This is a genomic window from Nocardia spongicola (assembly GCF_047200775.1).
In the GTDB taxonomy this organism is placed as follows: Bacteria; Actinomycetota; Actinomycetes; order Mycobacteriales; family Mycobacteriaceae; genus Nocardia.
Genome location: NZ_JBJZOO010000008.1, coordinates 1 through 19,552 on the forward strand (window position 1 = coordinate 1; position 19,552 = coordinate 19,552).

Annotated in this window: 19 protein-coding genes; 5 read left to right on the forward strand and 14 right to left on the reverse strand. The window is 64.6% G+C overall.

Annotated features, from left to right (window positions below):
- Positions 1–6: 6 nt before the first annotated feature.
- The 11 genes from ACL02S_RS16125 to ftsH form a co-directional block, all read right to left on the reverse strand.
- Entirely contained in the window at positions 7–804 is a 798-nt protein-coding gene (locus tag ACL02S_RS16125) for a type III pantothenate kinase (RefSeq protein WP_412803248.1), read from the reverse strand.
- Positions 805–821: 17 nt separating this feature from the next.
- Positions 822–1,241, reverse strand: coding sequence for an aspartate 1-decarboxylase (gene panD, locus ACL02S_RS16130; RefSeq protein ID WP_412803249.1), 420 nt, complete (start codon positions 1,239–1,241; stop codon positions 822–824).
- A 13-nt stretch (positions 1,242–1,254) separates the two neighbouring features.
- Positions 1,255–2,235 (reverse strand): pantoate--beta-alanine ligase, encoded by a 981-nt coding sequence (panC, locus tag ACL02S_RS16135; protein ID WP_412803250.1) that lies wholly within the window; start codon positions 2,233–2,235, stop codon positions 1,255–1,257.
- Complete coding sequence (locus tag ACL02S_RS16140) at positions 2,235–3,146, reverse strand: Rossmann-like and DUF2520 domain-containing protein (protein WP_412803392.1); 912 nt, start codon at positions 3,144–3,146, stop codon at positions 2,235–2,237. The genes panC and ACL02S_RS16140 overlap by 1 nt, the downstream gene beginning before the upstream one ends.
- 180 nt (positions 3,147–3,326) lie before the next feature.
- On the reverse strand, positions 3,327–4,376 hold the full coding sequence (locus tag ACL02S_RS16145; protein ID WP_412803251.1) for a DUF6779 domain-containing protein: 1,050 nt from the start codon (positions 4,374–4,376) through the stop codon (positions 3,327–3,329).
- A gap of 102 nt (positions 4,377–4,478) precedes the next feature.
- A complete protein-coding gene (locus ACL02S_RS16150) occupies positions 4,479–4,949 on the reverse strand; it encodes a DUF3180 domain-containing protein (protein WP_412803393.1) in 471 nt (156 codons plus the stop codon).
- A gap of 2 nt (positions 4,950–4,951) precedes the next feature.
- A complete protein-coding gene (gene folK, locus ACL02S_RS16155) occupies positions 4,952–5,491 on the reverse strand; it encodes a 2-amino-4-hydroxy-6-hydroxymethyldihydropteridine diphosphokinase (protein ID WP_412803252.1) in 540 nt (179 codons plus the stop codon).
- A 61-nt stretch (positions 5,492–5,552) separates the two neighbouring features.
- A complete protein-coding gene (folB, locus tag ACL02S_RS16160; RefSeq protein ID WP_412803253.1) occupies positions 5,553–5,990 on the reverse strand; it encodes a dihydroneopterin aldolase in 438 nt (145 codons plus the stop codon).
- Positions 5,987–6,910: a dihydropteroate synthase gene (gene folP / locus ACL02S_RS16165; protein ID WP_503129065.1), complete on the reverse strand. Its 924-nt coding sequence runs from the start codon at positions 6,908–6,910 to the stop codon at positions 5,987–5,989. Before folP ends, folB begins: the two co-directional genes overlap by 4 nt.
- On the reverse strand, positions 6,907–7,548 hold the full coding sequence (gene folE, locus ACL02S_RS16170; protein WP_412803395.1) for a GTP cyclohydrolase I FolE: 642 nt from the start codon (positions 7,546–7,548) through the stop codon (positions 6,907–6,909). The genes folP and folE overlap by 4 nt, the downstream gene beginning before the upstream one ends.
- A gap of 130 nt (positions 7,549–7,678) precedes the next feature.
- Positions 7,679–10,096 (reverse strand): ATP-dependent zinc metalloprotease FtsH, encoded by a 2,418-nt coding sequence (ftsH, locus tag ACL02S_RS16175; protein ID WP_412803254.1) that lies wholly within the window; start codon positions 10,094–10,096, stop codon positions 7,679–7,681.
- A gap of 441 nt (positions 10,097–10,537) precedes the next feature.
- On the opposite strand from ftsH, the gene ACL02S_RS16180 reads away from it, so the two are divergent.
- Positions 10,538–11,419 (forward strand): hypothetical protein, encoded by an 882-nt coding sequence (locus tag ACL02S_RS16180; protein WP_412803255.1) that lies wholly within the window; start codon positions 10,538–10,540, stop codon positions 11,417–11,419.
- On the opposite strand, the gene ACL02S_RS16185 is transcribed toward ACL02S_RS16180, so the two are convergent.
- On the reverse strand, positions 11,399–12,232 hold the full coding sequence (locus ACL02S_RS16185; RefSeq protein WP_412803256.1) for a DUF1266 domain-containing protein: 834 nt from the start codon (positions 12,230–12,232) through the stop codon (positions 11,399–11,401). The genes ACL02S_RS16180 and ACL02S_RS16185 overlap by 21 nt on opposite strands.
- A 163-nt stretch (positions 12,233–12,395) precedes the next feature.
- Here ACL02S_RS16185 and ACL02S_RS16190 point away from each other — a divergent pair, with 163 nt between their 5' ends.
- Positions 12,396–12,662 (forward strand): DUF2277 domain-containing protein, encoded by a 267-nt coding sequence (locus ACL02S_RS16190; protein ID WP_412803257.1) that lies wholly within the window; start codon positions 12,396–12,398, stop codon positions 12,660–12,662.
- 10 nt (positions 12,663–12,672) lie between these two features.
- On the opposite strand, the gene ACL02S_RS16195 is transcribed toward ACL02S_RS16190, so the two are convergent.
- Complete coding sequence (locus ACL02S_RS16195; RefSeq protein WP_412803258.1) at positions 12,673–14,016, reverse strand: PucR family transcriptional regulator; 1,344 nt, start codon at positions 14,014–14,016, stop codon at positions 12,673–12,675.
- A 188-nt stretch (positions 14,017–14,204) separates the two neighbouring features.
- Here ACL02S_RS16195 and ACL02S_RS16200 point away from each other — a divergent pair, with 188 nt between their 5' ends.
- The 3 genes from ACL02S_RS16200 to ACL02S_RS16210 all read left to right on the forward strand — a co-directional run bounded on the left by ACL02S_RS16200 (position 14,205) and on the right by ACL02S_RS16210 (position 17,950).
- Positions 14,205–15,812, forward strand: a complete 1,608-nt coding sequence (locus ACL02S_RS16200) for an aldehyde dehydrogenase family protein (protein ID WP_412803259.1) — start codon at positions 14,205–14,207, stop codon at positions 15,810–15,812.
- Positions 15,809–16,636 carry an SDR family oxidoreductase gene (locus ACL02S_RS16205; protein ID WP_412803260.1) on the forward strand — a complete coding sequence of 276 codons (828 nt, stop codon included), beginning with the start codon at positions 15,809–15,811 and terminating at the stop codon, positions 16,634–16,636. The genes ACL02S_RS16200 and ACL02S_RS16205 overlap by 4 nt, the downstream gene beginning before the upstream one ends.
- A gap of 426 nt (positions 16,637–17,062) precedes the next feature.
- Positions 17,063–17,950: a LysR family transcriptional regulator gene (locus tag ACL02S_RS16210; RefSeq protein WP_412803261.1), complete on the forward strand. Its 888-nt coding sequence runs from the start codon at positions 17,063–17,065 to the stop codon at positions 17,948–17,950.
- 16 nt (positions 17,951–17,966) lie between these two features.
- On the opposite strand, the gene ACL02S_RS16215 is transcribed toward ACL02S_RS16210, so the two are convergent.
- Complete coding sequence (locus tag ACL02S_RS16215) at positions 17,967–19,412, reverse strand: amidase family protein (RefSeq protein WP_412803262.1); 1,446 nt, start codon at positions 19,410–19,412, stop codon at positions 17,967–17,969.
- Positions 19,413–19,552: the final 140 nt, after the last annotated feature.

A 19,552-nucleotide genomic window follows, 5' to 3' on the forward strand; every position in this document is an offset into this window, starting at 1 on the left:
CCTAGGTCACGTACTTCCCTTACGTCGCTGATTGCGCTCGTACACCAGCCGCAAACCGGTCAGCGTGAGATGCGGATCATGATGGTCGATCGTCTCCGATTCCGGGACGATCAACGGCGCGGTCGCCCCGGTCGCCACCACCACGACATCGGGACCTGCGAAAGTATCGAACTCGTCGCGAATCCGATCGATCAGTCCGTCCACCAATCCGGCGAAACCGAATACCGCGCCGGATTGCATGCATTCCATACTGTTCTTCCCCAGCACCGAACGTGGCTTGGTCAACTCGGCTCTCCGCAGCGCACTGCGTTCCACCAGCGCATCGGTGGCGATCTCTACACCAGGAGCGATGATCCCGCCAAGGAATTCCCCCTTCTTCGACACCAGATCCACGCAGATCGCCGTACCGAAGTCGACGACAATCACCGGAGCGGAATACCGCTGGTAAGCGGCAAGACAATTGACGATACGATCCGCGCCGACTTCTTTCGGATTGTCGACCAGCAGTGGAATACCGGTGCGTATACCCGGTTCCACCAACACGTGCGGCACATGCTCCCAGTACTGGCTGAGCATGCCGCGCAGTTCGCGCAGCACCGGCGGCACAGTGGAGAGTGCACAGACACCGATCACCTCGTCCAGCTGCGCCCCGACCAATCCCCGCACCTGCATGGCGAATTCATCGGCGGTCAGTAACGGGTTGGTGTGCATGCGCCAGTACCGAACCAATTTCGCATGTGCTCCAGTGCCGGAGAACAGCCCGAGTTCGATACTGGTACTGCGAACATCGATGGTCAGTAACATGCCGAGTCCGCCGGTCCTCAGACGACGGACAGGCCGCGCGGCGAGGTCAGACCAGAACCCTCTGGTGCGTGTGCTGGATCCGCACCCAGCTCGACCAGACGATTTCGCTTATCGACGAACACAACCTTGGGGTCGTACTCCGCCAGTTCCTGCTCGTTCAGCTGACCGTAGGCGATCAAGATCACCAGATCGCCGGGGTGGACCAGATGGGCTGCGGCGCCGTTGATACCGATCACGCCGGAACCCCGCTCACCCGCGATGACGTAGGTCTCCAACCTGGCGCCGTTATCGATGTCGACGATGCAGACCTGCTCACCTTCCAGCAGATCCGCCGCATCGAGCAAGTCCTGGTCCACGGTGACCGAACCCACGTAGTGCAGATCGGCATGGGTCACGGTGGCGCGGTGGATTTTCGACTTCATCATGGTGCGCAGCATGGTGTCGCCCTTTCTAGTTCGTGGGAGGAAGCAGGGCGGGATCTGGCACCGCCGGGGCAGGCTCGGCAGCGTCCGCGCCGGACCGCGAACCGCTGGCATGGGGATGGCCATCGATCGGAGCACCGAGCGTAACGGCGATATTGTCGATGAGCCGGGTGGTGCCGATCCGCGCCGCGATCAGCAACCTGGCATTCCCGGTTATCGGGGCAGGCCCGAGAGTGGCCGAGCGCAGCTCCAGATAATCGAGTTCGATGCCACTCGCGGCAGCGAGCACCTGCTCGGCGGCGGCGAGCACCGCATCAGCGCCCGCACCGCCCGCGTGCTTGCCCGCCACCAGTGCGGCCGATAGAGCAAGCGCCGATTCACGCTGCGCCGCATCGAGATAGCGATTACGTGAGGACATCGCCAGACCATCGGGTTCGCGCACGGTGACCACCGGAGTGATCTTCACATCGAAGTTCAGGTCACGGACCAGCTGCCGGATCAGCGTGAGCTGCTGGTAATCCTTCTCCCCGAAGAACGCCTCGGTCGGGCGGGCGATCTGCAGCAGTTTGGCGACCACAGTGAGCATGCCCGTGAAATGAGTCGGCCTACTGGCTCCCTCCAGCTCGGCCCCGAGCGGACCGGGGAGCACCGTAGTACGCGGGCCGTCCGGATACATATCGGATACGCTCGGCGCGAACACCAGATCGACTCCCTCCGCACGCAGCAGCTCGACATCGGAGTCCACGGTGCGGGGATAGCTGTCCAGGTCCTCGTTCGCGCTGAATTGCAAGGGGTTGACGAAGATCGAGACGATAACCACCTGGTTGGTCCGCTTGGCCAGCCGCACGATCTCCAGATGACCCTCGTGGAGCGCGCCCATCGTCGGAACCAGCGCTACTGTGCGACCGACACCGCGCAGGGCGCCGGATACGGCACCGAGCACCGCGGGGTCATGGTGCACGGTCAGCTCACCAGGCCGGTAAGCACCGCGCAATGTCGGATCGAACATCAATGTCCTTCCAATAGCTCGATAACGGCGGGGGCGGTGCCCGCCCGTTCCGCGGTGCGCAACGACAATCCCCGATACCCCGCCGCCAACCTGGGGTCCACCGGGGTCAGCGCCGCCAGATGCGCGGCCACCGCGTCGGCGTCACCACGAGCGACCGGGCCGGTCAACCCGGCCTGGCCCCGGCGTAACGCGTTGTCCAGCGCGGCCGAAGCCAAGGGAGCGAGCAGCCGTTCGGCCAGGCCACCCGGCTGATCGTCGACCGTCTGCTGCCCGAGCAATCCTGGCCCAGCCAATGCAGCTCGCAGTGCGTCCAGTGCGTCGAGAACCACTGTCAACAGATGACCGCTGCCATGCACGAGCGCGGCGTGGTACAGCTGCCGGTGCTCCTCCGGCACCCGGACCGGTTCACCGCCCATCTCGATCACCAGCGACTGCGCGATGGCGTAGCCGACCTCGTCGGCCGCGGTAATACCGAAACAAGCGTTACCCAGCCTGGTCAGATCCTCCTCATGACCGGTGAAGGTCATGGCGGGGTGGATCGCCAGCGGGAGTGCGCCGATTTCGGTGAGTGGGGCGAGTACTCCGATACCGTTCGCCCCGGAAGTATGCGCAACGATGGTGCCAGGACGGACCACGCCCGCGCAGGCCAGACCCCGAACCAGGCCGGCGAGTTCGATGTCGGGTACCGCGAGCAACAGCAGCTCGCTGTGCGCGGCCACCTCTTCGGCAGGCAGAATCTTCGAATCCGGTAGCCGGGTTCCGGCACGGCGCACCGAGGCATCGGAGACCGCGCAGACCCCGAACACCACATGGCCGGTCCGCTCCAACGCGGCACCGAGTGCCGAACCGACACGTCCTGCCGAAATGACGCCGACGGTCAACCGGGCGGGGGGCAGGTCACAGCCCGGCATCACATCGTCGGAATCGATGCTCCTCGAGGTCAACGGCGTCCTCTCGATGACGTTCCAGTCCCGCCATGCGGGTACCGGACGGTACGGTGCGAGAATATCGGCACGCCGCAGGCCGATGCCACCGGGGGTCACGTGATTTAGGCCGCACTGCTCTCGAACACATGACGGGTCAGTGTTCGTTTACCGCTGTTGCCGCCCTTCGGACTGCAAATTGGCCATGATCTCCGCGACGGAGAGCCGCTGCTCCGATGCCTCGGTGTTGTCGTCGGCCCTACGCCGGTGCCTCCTGCCGTTGCCCGATGTGCCCACCGGGGTCGCGGGGAGTGACTGTCGCGTAGATTCCTGGCGCGGCTCGGGCTGCCCGGCTTGGTTCGGCTCGGAGCGCTCGGCCTTCGACTCGGGCCGCCCAGCATCCTTCGAACCGGGCCGTCCGACCCGCTCGGACTCCGGCCGCCTTGCCTGCTGCGACCGGGGTTCGTCGGGCGATTCGTCCATGGACCCGGCGAATGCGTCGATCCAGCCACGCGACTGGGTGAACCAGGCCTGCTCGGCATCGGTGAGTTCGGAGTCGTCGATATCAGAGGAGACGATGGTGGTCTCGGCGGTGACCGGCTCGTCGAAGGGGCTGGCGAAGATCGGCCGCTCGGGATGATCCGCCTGGAAGATCGGCGTAAAACTGCCACCCCGTTGTTGCTCAGCGGAAGCGGGCCAAGCCTCGGCATCTGCTGAGCCGTTATCGGCCGATTCCGTGTTCGAGCTGGTCAGCTCGTGGATTCTAGTCGCATCGGCCCGCAATGCCGGGCGATCCATCGGCAGCTCTCCGTCATACAGCCGCTGCAGGCTCTTGCGGAGCACAGTGAGCTCCGCACGCAGCGCCACGAGTTCGGCCACGTCGGCTCCCACTTCCTCCCGGATCCTCGCCTCGATACCGAGTTCGTACTCGCGCCGCGCGGTGACCTCCCGCTCCAGTTGCAACTCGTAGACCGTCTGCATATCGCGGACCTTGGCCTTGTCTATCGTCGCTTCCTTGCGGTACCTTGTCGCGGCCAGCGCGCCGATGGCCGCAGCCCACAGCGCCACGACCAGGCCTGTCCGAACGAGCTGCACGTTGTCACTGAATATCAGGAAAACGCTGGCAACCAGACCCAAGACGATCAAGACGCCGATGAAAAATCTTCCCGCGTCGTCTCGCTGTCGACTGGAGGCGCTGCTCCGGGAAGGTGAAACCATGCCAGCCAGAGTAGCCAAAACAATGAGCCATGCGCAGAATGCGCTCGCGTAAGTCGCCTCGGAAAACTAGCTACGCAGTTGCCACCCAGGTAATCAGGCCATCTAGGTAGGCGCCGCATCATCGGTCGGGTCCTCCGGAGCACGGCAGCAGTACTCCAGCCAGAGAGCCGCGGCAACCAGAACCACTCCAGCCAGCATCCCGACAATCGCACCGGGACTATCGGCGGCCGCCGCGCGCATAGTGTCACGCTGCGGGAGAACCCAGCACAGGAAGCCGAGCCAAACACCGCCCGCGATGGACCCCACCTGAGCTGATGCCTTGGCCAACGCCACGGCACGGGCCGCGGTGATCGGATGCAACTGGTGGCGACCGTCGCCGATCTGGTGATCGTTTACTCTGGCTCGGATCACAAAAGCGAGCACCACTTCGATAACGGCCACCGGATAGAGCGAGGCGCCCGCGAAAATCGAGATCGGTGGAAAACTGTCGTAGGCCATCCTGGTGGCGATCCAGGTGACAAGCGCGGCGACGAACACATTCGCTACCAGGTCGAGGACGCGGGTCGGCTTCAATTTCACGATGCCGCACCCGCCAGCGAGAACTCGGTTCGGCGCACCCCGGCACGCTCGGCCGGATCGAGCCGCGCCAGCAGATCCGCGACAGGGTGGGTGACACCATTGATCTCCAACATCGCGTCCGGCACCACATCCAGCCACGGCACCAGGACAAAAGCCCGGCGGTGCGCCTGTGGGTGCGGCAGGATCAGCTCCGGATCGGTGCTGCGGCAAGCGACCGGCATACCACCCTCGCCCAGCCGCGCGCACCACACCACGTCCACGTCGAGCGTCCGCGCTCCCCATCGCGTATCACGGATACGCCCCGCGGCATCCTCCAGCTCTCGGCCGCGACGCAGCCAGTCCATACAGTCGAAGTCCTGGTCCGATACCAACACAGCCGCGTTGAGGTAGTCGTCCTGCGGGACACCGCCCCATGGCTCGGTCGTGTACACCGCGGAAACGGCCAGTACCCGATGCCCCAATCCGTCCAGAACACTGCGCAGGTGGGCAAGTCGGTCACCCAGGTTCGATCCGATGGACAGCACCGCACGGGTCATCGATGGGCTCCAGCAGGGCTCGGCCGACTCGAGCGCGCGGCCGTGTCCGGACTTCGTTCGCTCATTCGACGGGCTCCTGCCGGTAACGGGAGGTGACCACCCGGACATCGGCGAAGGTATGCGGGATCGGCGCGGCGGGCTTGTGCACAACCACCTCGACCGACTCGATCCGCGAATCGGCCATCACATCGTCGGCGATCTCCGCGGCTACCGTCTCGATGAGGTTGCGCGGGCTGCCCTGGACGATACGCACCGCCCGCTCGGCCAATGCGCCGTAGTCGACGGTGGCCACCAAATCGTCGGACGCCGCGGCAGCCGTGCAATCCACCCATACCGTCAGGTCGATCACGAATTCCTGACCGTCGCGACGCTCATGCTCGAATACCCCATGTCGCCCGTAGACACGCAGGCCGCGCAGCTCGATTCGATCAGTGCCCCGCCGGAGCGGAGAATTCCGCGGCGGCGCATCCTCTTCGGTACGGACCGAGGATCGGTTCATCGGTGAGCTCCTCCAGCTGTCGATCGGGTCGTGCCATGCTGTACGACGCGCTGCCCCGCGGCGTTCTGCCATACGGTGGTGACGGTGATCGCATCCAGCGAGGCGCGTACGTCGTGTACACGCACTCCCCATGCGCCGTGCAGGGCGGCAAGCGCGGAAATGGTCGCAGTGGCTGTCTCCCGGCCGTCCGGTGGACGCGGCCCCGTGTCGTCGGCGAGCAATGTGCCGAGGAAACGCTTGCGCGAAGCACCGATCAGGATCGGCAGTCCGGTGGCGACCAGTTCGGGCAGCGCGCCGAGTAGTGCCCAGTTGTGTTCGGCATTCTTCGCGAAACCCAGCCCAGGATCGAGGATCAACCGGGACGGGTCCACCCCCGCGGCCACGGCCAGATCGGCCTGAACGGTCAGTTCGGCGAGTACCTCGGCGACCACGTCGTCATAGTGGTCGGCGGGGCCGGTATGCCGGTAGTCGACACCTGCCCGCCAGTGCATGAGAATCCACGGAACCCGGGCGGAGGCGACCACCCGAGCCATATCGGGATCGGCGCGGCCGCCGGAAACGTCGTTCACCACCGATACCCCGGCTTCGATCGCCGCCTCGGCCACCACGGCCCGCATAGTATCCACGCTGGTCGGCACACCAGCAGCGGCCAGGCCGCGGATAACCGGCAACACCCGCGCGGCTTCGGTCGCCGCGTCAACGCGCACCGCACCCGGCCTTGTCGACTCCCCACCTACATCGATGAGGTCCGCGCCCGCCTCATAAAGCCGCACACCGTGTGCGATAGCAGCTTCCAGAGCCAGGTATCTACCGCCATCGGAGAACGAATCGCTGGTGACATTCACTACGCCGAGCACCGCACAACAGCGACCGCCGCGTGGCACCACGCCCGCGAGCCCGTTCGCCTCGGCCTCGCTCACTTCCGCAGGATGAGATCGAGCGCCTCGGCGCGCGAGGCGGCGTTGGACTGGAGTAGTCCGCGCACGGCGGAAGTGGTGGTGCTCGCGCCCGGTTTACGGATGCCACGCATCGCCATACAGAGATGTTCGGCCTCGACCACAACGATCGTGCCGCGCGGATCGAGCTTGCGCATAACCGCTTCGGCGATCTGGCTGGTCAGACGTTCCTGAACTTGGGGCCGCTTGGCATAGAGATCAACCAGCCTCGCCAGCTTGGATAAACCGGTGACCCGGCCGTGTGGACCTGGGATATAGCCGACGTGGGCGACACCGTGGAACGACACCAAGTGGTGCTCGCAGGTGGAGTACAACGGGATATCCCGAACCAGCACGAGCTCCTGATGTCCCTCATCGAAGGTGGTGTCGAGCACCGAATCCGGTTCTAGGTAGAGACCGGCGAAAGTCTCGCGGTACGCGCGCGCGACACGAGCGGGTGTGTCACGCAGACCGGGCCGATCCGGATCCTCACCGACGGCGATCAGCAACTCCCGTACCGCGGCTTCGGCCCGACGCTGATCGAATGACCTGCCGGTTTCCAGCGCGACCAGTCCAGGCTCGGCGCTACCCGCACCGATACCGCGATATTCAGCATTAACCAACTGAGCGTCATCCGCCTGGGCGAGGATATAACCACCGTCGTGATTGTTGGCCGACAATCGAGGACACCTCCAAAATCTCGGGGTGCCTGTCGTTACCAGGCACTCCCGAGTCGAGCCTAATCGGCACGGGTCAGTGTCGACCGTTCGGTCCATCCCATTCGCCGTTATTACCCTCACCGTTCGGATCGGTGTGGTGCGGCTCATTGCTGTCGTTACTGCCGCCGTGGTCGCCATACCCACCCTGGCCGTAGCCTTCCGCGGGCGCACTCTGCTGCGGGCCCCCTTGCTGGGGTCCCCACTGTGGATAGCCGGGCGGTGGCTGCTGCGGGTTACCCCAGCCACTTGGCTGCCCCTGCGGCTCGTCCCGTGGCGGCCAGCCGGGAGCAGACCACCCCGCGGGCGCACCGTAGTCCGGCCGCGAACCATGCGTGCCCTGGTGGTGCGGATAGGCCGGGGCAGGCGCTTGCGGCAGCGGGTACCCGGGTGCGGGCGAACGACCGTATTGTGGCGGCGCACCGTAACCGCTCCCGTGTGGCGGATAGCCATTGGCGGCCTGCTGTTCGCGTTGCGCGGCCGCGGCTACCGGTTTGACCAATGGTTCCGGCGGCCACGTCTCGCCGCGTTCGGCGGCGAGCTCACCCGGAGTCTTCACCGGCGGCTTGTCCGAGGGGACACGATCGCCGAAGTCGTTGAACGCGGTGATCCGCGGACGCTTGTGCACCGCGGCGAGAATCTGCTCGAGGTCTTTGCGATGCAGGGTCTCCCGCTCCAGCAACGCGGTGGCCAGATCGTCGAGCACATCGCGGTACTCATTGAGAATGGCCCACGCCTCGGTGTGCGCGGCCTCGATCAGGTTACGCACCTCTTCGTCGATCGCCCCTGCCACCTCGTGCGAATACTCCGAACCCATCCCCATCGAACGCCCGAGGAACGGATCACCCTGTTCCTGGCCGTACCTGACCGCACCGAGCCGAGCACTCATACCGTATTCGGTGACCATCGCACGCGCGATCTTGGTGGCTTGGTCGATATCGGAGGACGCGCCGGTGGTCGGCTCATGGAACACCAGTTCCTCGGCCGCACGCCCACCCATCGCCATGACCAGGCGGGCGATCATCTCCGAACGAGTCATCAGGCCCTTATCGTCCTCCGGCACCGTCATGGCGTGACCACCGGTGCGGCCACGCGCCAAGATGGTGACCTTGTAGACCGGCTCGATATCCGGCATGGCCCACGCGGCCAAGGTATGGCCGCCCTCGTGGTAAGCGGTGATCTTCTTCTCGTGCTCGCTGATGATCCGGCTCTTACGGCGTGGTCCGCCGATCACCCGATCGACCGATTCCTCCAGCGATTCACCGGTGATCACCGCACCGTTCTCCCTGGCGGTGAGCAGCGCGGCCTCATTGATCACATTGGCCAGGTCCGCACCCGACATACCGACAGTGCGCTTGGCCAGCCCGTCCAGATCGGCTTCCGGTGAAATCGGCTTACCTTGCGAGTGCACCCGGAGAATGGCGCGACGTCCGGCGAGGTCTGGATTGCTGACCGGGATCTGCCGATCGAATCGACCCGGACGCAACAGCGCGGGGTCGAGGATATCGGGACGGTTGGTCGCGGCGATCAAGATGATGCCGGTGCGATCGCCGAAGCCGTCCATCTCCACCAATAGCTGGTTGAGGGTTTGCTCACGTTCGTCGTGACCGCCACCGAGGCCCGCGCCGCGCTGACGGCCGACCGCGTCGATCTCGTCGACGAAAATAATGCAGGGGCTGTTCTGCTTGGCCTGCTCGAACAGATCACGCACCCGGGAAGCTCCGACGCCGACGAACATCTCGACGAAATCCGAGCCGGAGATGGTGAAGAACGGCACGCCCGCCTCACCTGCGACGGCACGCGCCAGCAAGGTCTTACCGGTGCCCGGTGGACCGTAGAGCAGAACACCCTTGGGAATCTTGGCCCCGAGTGCTTGGTACCGTACCGGGCTCTGCAAGAAGTCCTTGATCTCGTAGAGCTCCTCGACCGCCTCATCGGCACCGGCCACATCGGCGAAGGTGGTCTTGGGCATATCCTTGGACAGCTGTTTGGCTTTCGATTTCCCGAACCCCATCATGCCGCCGCGGCCACCACCCTGCATACGGGCCATCACGAAGATGAACAGGCCGAGCAGGATCACCATCGGCAACACGAACAGCAGGATCTGGGTGAACCAGCTCTCCTGCTTGACCACGGTGTTGTAGTCGGCACCGGAGTTCTTCACGGCATCGAAGATCTGCGCGGAAGTCTCGCTGCCACCCGGATACTTGGTGATGATCTTGCTTTCACCCTCGGTGGCGTCGTTGCCCGACTTCAGCTCGATGCGTAGCTGCTGCTCACGATCGTCTATCTGAACTTTCTGAACGTTGCTCTTGTTCTCGAGCTGGCTCAGGGCAACCGACGTATCGACGCTCTTCCAGCCCCGCGTGTCGTTGCCGAAGTAGCTGAACACATAGATCACGAGCAAGATGCCCGAGACTATGGCCAGGGTGCGAAACACATTCTTGCGGTTCATAGAGCGTCGGCCGGGGCGGCCAGTCCTTTCCGGTGTCTCCGGTTCTTGCCTAGCGATGCGTCTGGCGCATCCGGTTCCATGCGGATTCGGATGCGGACATGCCACGTTACCGCGTACGGTCTATTCGATACATCGCGTAGTTCAGCTGCAGGTGCAGTCAAAGAGGTAAACGGGCGGGGACCGAAGGTGGTTCCCGGGGTCTCCTGCCCGGCTTCCTCCACGTGGTAACAATCTCCAAGTGGCAACAATCATGACATGTTCCGCCTATCGTGAGCGACGACACAATATCGCGCCGCGAACGGCAGGCACGGAAGCGGTAGCTCACTGACCACGAAAGCGCCAGGGAGCACCGCTGATCGGATACGAGCGCAAGGGGGTATCGACATAGTCGAGCTACGGACACCCACAGCGATACTGCGGCACGGCCACGGCAGGCTGATCGTGCTGCGACCCGAGTCCGATGGCGAGCGTGTGCTCGATGTTCCGGTCTCGGACCTGCTCGAGGTCCGGTTGAACCGACGGGCGGACGACGCGGTCGTCATCGAGATCTACCTGCGATACCCGACACCGGTGCTCACCGGGGTACCCGCTGATCGCACGCCGTTGCCGGTCCTGATCGCCGAGCACGACGTCCTCGCGGCCACCGAGATGGTAGACCGGATCAACACGCACATTCTGGCGACCCAGCGCATCGATGTGGCCGCCCCCGATCTGCGCCCACCGGCTCCCAGCTGGGACAAAGACGGCCCTACCCGCGCGGACGTGGAACGGGCCGTACGCAGGATGACACCGCGACGCGAGGCGAAACAGGCGATAGCGACCCTGCACCGCTCTGTGACACCGGAAGAGTACGTGCTGGAGACCGCCGTCGTGCACGCACTGCCACCGGCGGGCCCCGGCCTCGGCCTCCTGGCCGCTACCACCGTGCGATTGCTGTTCATCTCGATCGGCACACCCCACTGTGCCTACGAGTTGCCCATTCCGATGATCATGTGGACACATACCACTGATACCCCTGCCACAGGCTCCGGCGAGATCGGCACCGGACGCAGCACGACAAGCATCGAAGTGCACGACGGCAACCGGACACTGTGCTTCGTCGGCGCCGACCGCACCGATACCGAACGGATCACCCGCGCGGCGAACTTCGCAGTACGCCGCGAATCCGCCGACGGCGCCATCAGTCCCGCTGATCCAGGGGTCGCCCAGCTGTATTCGGAATGGGAACTGCTGGTGGAGCGGCACTCCCTCGGCATGGTCGACGATGCGCAGTTCCAGCGCTACGGTCGTGGCATTCTGCGCTCACTCCCCGACGGAAGCTGAGTGCAGCGCGATACGCCGCCACGGGCTGGTCGGACGTAGCCATAGTCGCAGCAGTTCCTTGCGCCGGTCGACGCCGCCGTCCTGCAGTTCGGCCAGATCCTCACAAGCCTGCCAGTAGGTCCAACCGGTGAGATAGGCGTCCCCGAACTGGCGCCAGTTGCGGTATTTACGCTGCGCCAGCGGCAGCGCGCGCCGGAGATAACCCCAAGCCACCTCGGCATCGAGATAGCCTGCGGTGTAGGCCATTCGCGCCACTGCGACCACTCTGGCCAGATCCCAGGCATGGATATCGCTCGGTAACGGCCGGACCAGATGATCGGTGAAACCGATCTTGATCGCCTGTGCCCAGATATCGTAGTCGCGAACCAGCGCCTCGGGATTGTCCATACCGCGGAACGCGCCGACCTGTCGCAGGAACGCCCGGTGCCGATCGGCCCGTTCACCGAAGCGATCACGTTCGCCGGCATTGATCGAGGCCGTGACGAGCGGATGCACCAGCGCGTAGAGCGGAGCGTGCATACCGTCGAGCAACTGTTCCATCGACGCCTGCGCCTCGGTTCCGTCGGTAATGCCCCACGCGCCGGTCAATGTATCGATGGCCAGCTCACGCCGATCACCGAGCGGATGCTCACGTTCCGGCCCGAGTAACAACGCATCATGAAAGGCATCCCAACGCGCCGAGTAGAAAGCACCGAGTGCCAGCGCCCGCAGCTCGTCACCGGACACCGCGGCGCCGGACCAATGGTCTTCCTCCCGCTCGTCCAACTCCGGATACGGGAACGTCGTCAAGGTGGGTACACCGCGCGAAGCCATGTCCCAATTGTTCCCTATCGCAGGCGCTGGGCACCGGGTATTCGGAGGATGCCACCTGCTCACCGACCCGGGCCCGCGGGTGGCACGACCATCGTATGAGCGATTTCTCCAGTGTCTCCCACTTGTACTGACACTCGTGGCGATCCGGAGCTAGTGTGCTGGCATGTGTAGAAATATCACCGTCCTGCGTGGCCTGGAACCTGCCGCGACCGAGCAGGAGATCTATGCCGCCGCACTGCAATATGTGCGTAAGGTCGGTGGCATTTCCGGTCTGAGTTCGACTACCAAGCCCGCGGTGGACAAGGCCGTCGCGGCCATCGCGGAGGCGACCACCACATTGCTCGCCGAACTGCCCGCCCGCAGAGTCGCACCGACCACAGAACCGCCGCTGCGCCGGATAGCCGCGCGCGAAGCCGCGGCGGGGGAATAGCCGATCCGGCTCAGGACAGGGCGTCGGCGCCGTAGACAGCAACACAGTCCAATGCGATCTCCAGCGGCAGACTGCGCTCCTCGATCGGAAATCCCAGCAGGTGTTCGATCCGCTGTATGCGGTAGCGGATCGTGTTCTTGTGCACACGGAGCAGTTTCGCCGTCGTCTCCGGGCTGCGATGGCTACGCAGATAAGCGTGCAATGTCTCACGTAAGCGCACAGTGTTCGCATCTCGGCCCGTCAGCGCGCCCAGTTCCCGCCGCACCAACCCACGCATAGCCGCATCGTCCGCACCAGCCACATAGGCGATCTCCACCGTGCGATACCCGGTAACCCGTCGGTCACTCACCGACATGCGCTCAGCGACATGTCGCGCGGCGACAGCCTCACGATGACTCTGCCGAAAACCCGCGACCCCACCAGAAGGAACTCCGAACGCGACCCGGACCGGGGCCTCGACCCGAGCCGCCAGCAACCGTTCCACCTGTCCCGGCACCGCAAGCCCGGCACTGTGCCCGGCATCATCCCATCCGGCCCACGCCCACACCGCATTGGCACCGGACGGAATGGTGAGCACTCTGCTGCTGCCCACGATCGCGGCCAGCCGCGCCGCGACCTGGTCGAGCAGCCCGGTCGCTTCCGCGTCAGCGGATCCCGGCTCCCCGGTCTGCTCATCGGTCCACAGCACAAAAGCCAGGTGCTGCTGCAACAACCGGTAACCCAGCCGCACCGAGGCCTGCCCCGCATCCACTTCATCACCGGCGAGCAGGGCCCGGACGGTCTCGGTGCGCCGGTTGAGCGCAGCACGCAGAACCTGCTCACGTTCTTCCATATACGTGCCGGTGAGCAATTCGACCGAGGCGCTCATCCATTTGGTAGCCCGCTCGAACAGCCGCAGCAGCACCATCCGCTCCAGCTCGGGCGGCACCCGCTGCTGCTCGATCATTTCGGTCAGATAGCCGAGCACCGCCTCCAAACCGATGTGATAAACCCGCAACAGCAGCCGCAACTCGAACCCGCGCCGCGCCACGCTACGCGCGAACGCGTGCGCCTCTTCCGGAAGCGAGAACTCGAAGGTGTCGCTGGCCAAGCGGCTGAGCACGATCCGCGCATGGGCCCTGGTGCTCGCCGCGAGGTCACGGCGCATATCGCGATCGGTCAGTTCGGGGATGTGCTCGAGGATGACGCCGTCGAGCCGGGTGACGATCTGTTCGAGCGTCTCGACCCGCATCGTCTCGTAGACGTAATCGGTCAGCCAATCACGCACTTCATCGGGTGCCGGGCTCGGCCTCGGCACACCGTCCAGCGGAACCGCCGCAATCGAAGCCGGGATATCCGAAGCCGGAACAGCCATTGCCCTCTCCTTTGGCTCGAGCGAATTACCCAGGCCAGAATTTGTACTCTGAGTACAAATATTCTCGATCCAATTGACAAAATAAGCCAAGAATGTCTGCTCTTATTGTGTCACGATCATAGTTCAGTGGTCTGACTCACTGAAGTCAGCAAACCGCGGTTCAACACAATGTCAGTGGGAGAACAGCAGTGACCAATACCGAATCAGCGCCCGGTCCGACCAGGAAGTCCTCAGCCCGCACGGCGACCACGAAGGCCGCAGACCCCTCCAGCATTCAAGTGCGCAACCCTGGCACCGGGGAAATCGTCGGCACGGTACCGGACGAAACCGCGGACTCGGTCGCGGCAAAAGTCCGCGAATTACGGCTCTACCAGCCGGAATGGGAAGAAATCGGTCCCGAGGGCCGTAAGGTCTTGCTGCTGAAGTTCCAGGATTGGTTGTTCGACAACACCGACCGGCTGGCCACCATCCTGCAATCGGAGACAGGGAAGGCACGGGTTGATGCCCTGATCGACCCGAGCTTCTCGGCGGATGTGATCGGCTACTACGCGCGCCGCGCAGGCGAATTCCTCGCCGACGAACACCCGACACCACATAGCCCGCTGGCCAAGGTCAAGCGGCTGAGCACGGTCTACCGGCCTTATCCGGTGGTCGGCGTGATCACACCGTGGAACTTCCCGATGGCCATGCCGGTAATGGACGCCTTCCCCGCGCTTGCCGCGGGTGCGGCCGTGCTGCTCAAACCTTCGGAAGTGACCCCGCTCTCGGCGCTGGAGTTGGCCGCGGGCTGGGCGGAAATCGGCGCCCCACCGGTCTTCTCCGTAGCCACCGGGGCTGGTGCGACCGGAGCGGCGGTCATCGACAATGTCGACTACGTCCAGTTCACCGGCTCTACCGCGACCGGACGCAAGATCGCCGTCGCCTGCGCGGAGCGCATGATCCCCTACAGCCTCGAACTGGGCGGTAAGGACCCGGCCATCGTGCTGGCAGACGCCGATATCGACCGCGCAGCGCACGGCATCACCTTCGGTGGCATGTTCAACTCCGGGCAAGTGTGTCTCTCGGTGGAGCGGGTCTATGTCGAAGCGCCGGTGTACGACGAGTTCGTCGCCAAGCTGACCGCCAATGTCAAGGCCCTACGCCAAGGCTTGGACGGCCGCGTTCCGAAGTACGACGTCGGCGCGCTGGCCAATGAGAATCAGACGGCTATTGTGCAACGCCATGTCGATGAGGCCATCGCGGCCGGCGCGAAGGCGCTGACCGGCGGCAAGCGCGCCGGGTTCGGCACCGCGTTCGAACCGACCGTACTCGTCGACGTCGACCACACCATGTCCTGTATCACCGAGGAGACTTTCGGCCCGACCCTGCCGGTGATAAAGGTGGCCGACGAGGCGGAGGCTATCCGGCTGGCCAATGACTCGATCTATGGTCTGTCGGCATCGGTCTGGACGGGCGATAAAGAACGTGGTGCGCGAATCGCCCGGCAGTTGGACGTTGGTGCGGTCAATATCAACGATGTATTCGCCAATCTGTTCAGCTACGCGCTGCCGATGGGCGGCTGGAGGCTATCCGGGGTCGGCGCTCGCTGGGGCGGGGCCGAGGGCGTGCGCAAGTACTGCCGTCAGCAGGCCATCACCACACCGATCCTGCCGCCTGCCCAGAAAGAACTGTTCTGGCAGCCCTATTCGGTGCCGAAGATTCTTCTCGCAGTCGCCGCCATGCGCGCGGCCGGTGCGCGTGGAATTCGCCGTCTGGACCTTCCAGCCGTCCTGAAACTCAGGGGAGGAAACAAGTGAGCAGCGCCGTGCAGATCAGAGGCAAGATAGTCGTTATAACCGGCGGCGCCCGCGGTATCGGATTGGCCACCGCCACCGCGCTGCAGGCCCTCGGCGCACGGATCGCCATCGGTGATATCGACGAGGCCGCCGCCAAGGACTCCGGTTCGACACGCGATTTCGAGTTCTACGGCAAGCTCGACGTGACCGACCAGTCCTCTTTCGAGAATTTCCTCGACGAGGTAGAGCGCACCCTCGGACCGATCGATGTACTGATCAACAACGCGGGCATCATGCCGATCGGCAAGCTGGCCGACGAGCCGGACCGGGTTACCCGTCGCATCCTCGATATCAATGTCTACGGGGTGATTCTCGGCTCCAAGCTCGGCCTGCACCGGATGCTGCCGCGCGGCCGCGGGCACATCATCAATATCGCCTCACTCGCGGGCGAATCACACGTCTCCGGCTTGGCCACCTATAACGCCAGCAAACACGCGGTGCTCGGGTTCACCGATACCCTGCGCGAGGAATATCGGGGCACCGGCCTGCACTTCTCCTCGGTGCTGCCAACGCTGACCAATACCGAACTCGGCTCCGGTCTCACCACTCCGGTGCGTGCGGCCGAACCGGAGGAAATCGCCGATGCCATCGCCAAGCTGATAGCCAAGCCGAAGGCGAAGGTCAGGGTGACCGCTCTGGCCGGTTTCATCACCCAGACCATGGGCCTGCTGCCACAGGGGCTCGCGGACCGTATCGGCCGGGCCCTCGGTGCGGATCATCTGTTCCTCGATGCTGCCGAAGACGAGAAACGTAGAACATACGAGGAACGCGCTCGCAACGCGTGATGGTCGCAATGATCAGGCGCCGCCGCCGGGATCCCGGCGGCGGCGCCGTGCGGTTCAGCACACTGCACGGCGGACCGGCCGACGACATCGACCGTAGTGTGATTAATCTAACATCTCTTCCCCGATATGCGCGCCGGGCGCTCCACGAGGCGTTTCCGGCCCACCCCTCCCGGTGAACACAAAGACAGCGATTCCCCGAGGGCACTCGAACCATAGCTCTGTCAATGCTGGTCAGGCGCCCGTTCATACCATGAAGGACTGGAGTGAACCGACAGATGCGGGCATATCAGCCGACCGCATGGTGCACGAGATCACGGCAAGCAATATGCTGTCTTTAACAAACCTGATGGCTGTTTATCCGCCTCATAAGAACTTCTCAGCCTGATAAGGCTGGAAAATCAAGACCGATTCTGATAGCAAGAGGCTATGGACCCGCACTTGCGCGACCTGCGGTATTTTGTCGCCGTCGCTGAGGAACTGCATTTCACCAACGCCGCTCAGCGGCTGCACATCGCTCAACCCACCCTGTCGCGTCAGATCCGGCAGCTGGAACGCCAGCTCGACGTGGTCCTGTTCGACCGCAACCAGCGCAGTGTCGCGTTGACTGTCGCGGGCAAAGAACTGCTCGAAGGCGCCCGCAAAATCCTGGAATTGTGGGAGACCACCAATATCTCGCTGAAAGAAGCGGGCGAAGTGCTGCGCGTCGGCATCCAGGCCACACTCGGCCGCGGTCTGCTCAACGACCTGGAGAGCGCAAGCGGACACCGCCTCGCACTGCACTCGGCGGCATGGACCGACCCATCCAGTGGACTCGCAGGCCGCCAGGCCGATCTCGCTCTGGTCTGGCTGCCGTTACCGGAGCTGAACCGCTACCGCTGGCAGGTGCTGCGTACCGAGCCACGCTGGGTGCTGCTCCCGGAGAACCATCCGCTGGCGATCTCCTCGACCGTCGAGTTCACCGATCTGCTCGATGAACCGTTCATCGCGCTGCCCACCGAAGCCGGTGCGGTCCGCGACTTCTGGCTCGGTAACGATGGACGCGGCGGCCGTCCCCCGAAGATCGGCGCGGAGGCCGCGACCCCCGAAGACCGGCTGGAAGCCGTAAGCCTCGGCCTCGGCGTCTGTTTACTCGCCGAAAACAACGTGCCGATGTATCGCTGGCCCGGAGTGGCCGCACGCCCGGTCTCCGGGCTCGCGCCATGTGAGCTCGCGGTGGCGTGGCGAGCCGACGACCATCGACCGACCATCCTGGAATTCGCCGGCCGCGCCATCGAAGGCGGATTCGCCGCACAGCGGTCCCCGGTCAGCGTCTGATACGGCGCTGCCACGCTCAGGATGCGGTGCGCTGCCAGGGGTAGTTCGTCTCCAGCTGCGCGGACAACCGCAACAGGGTCGATTCACTGCCTGGCGGACCCGCGAGCTGAGCAGCCACCGGCGTTCTCGATTCGGGGTGCATGCCCATCGGTAACGAAACGGTGGGCATGCCGACCAGATCCCATACGGGTGGGAAAGGTGCGAACCGAAGATCCGCGAGTGCCGGAACCGACCGGCGTAGTAGGCGGCTGCCGCGTTTCTTCGGTGGCGGGACGGCGAGTGTAGGAGTGATCACCACGTCGTAGCAGTCGAAGAACTCCAGTAACCGTGCCTCTACCCGCTCGATCCGATCTGGACGCTCGCGCAACACTCCGCGTGCCGACCAGCCGAAAGCCGACCGGCTTCCGGCGCGATAGGACAAGTGAGCCGAACAGGGTGGCGCCGGGGTGGCACCACCGCCAACGGCCAGCCTGCGGAGCAGAACCGCGGTTATGGCGTTGCCATAGGGCAACACAGCCGGTTCGACAAGATGACCTGCTGCTGCGGCGATCGAGGCCGCTCTCCTTGCCGCGGCGATCCAATGCCAGTCGAGGCGGACCAGCCGCGATGGCGGATCGACGACCAGCCCGATCCGGAGTCTGCCCGGCGGATCGACCTCTGCCAGATCAGGGCGGGCCGCGAGGACTGCCAGCGCTAGTGCCGCATCATCGACCGTCGTCGCGAGTACACCCTGTTCGACCGGGCTCGAACAGAAGCGCGCATCGGCGAGGGGATAGCGTCCCGGAGTGATAGCGAAGACCCCACAGCAGGCCGCGGCCACGCATACCGAACCGAGACCGTTATCGCCGTACCCCAAGGGAACCAGCCCTGCCGCGACCAGTGCACCTGCCGAGCCACCCGCGATGCGGGTGGTGTTCCAGGGGTTGCCGATAACCTGCTCCGCGGCATCGTTTCCACCCCGGCGCCCCTGCTCGGCTGTGGGGACGATACCGACGATCACCGCACCAGCGGCACGCAACCTGGCCGGTATCGGATGATCCGCGGTGGTCGTCGAGCCCGACAACGGTGGCTCGACGACCACCGGTACGCCGGCCAACGGCAGCACGTCGAGGTCATCGCGCTGTTCAACTGCGGCAGCTTCGGCCATAGCCCGCTCGGCAATGCGGTCGGCGGCGAACGCATTCGATTCCCGGCGCGCTATCGAGATCCGCGTCAGAGCATCCGCTACCACCCGGCTGGGAAGCAAGCAACCATCGCGCACGCCTGCCGCGATCGTGGATGCCGGACCGCATTCGATGCCGGATTCGCAGGCGCGGCCGCGAGGGCGATGGGAGCCGCCAGTCGCGGAGGGCTGGTCCGGTAGATCTGCGGCGGAAACATCCCGGATTGTTCGCGGTACGGCTGTCTGGATCGAGCCGGTCGAGATCGAACCATCCGCCACCGCCGCGATCTCGTCAGACATGTGCTGGTCGTCCCCCGTCGCATCGTTATCGAAATCGGGTGATCCGCTGTCGAGCCGCAAGTTATCATTTCAAATACGGCGCGGGGGATGATGGTGTTGGGTGTCGCGCGATTTTCCGGCACACCCAATGAGCAGCCACC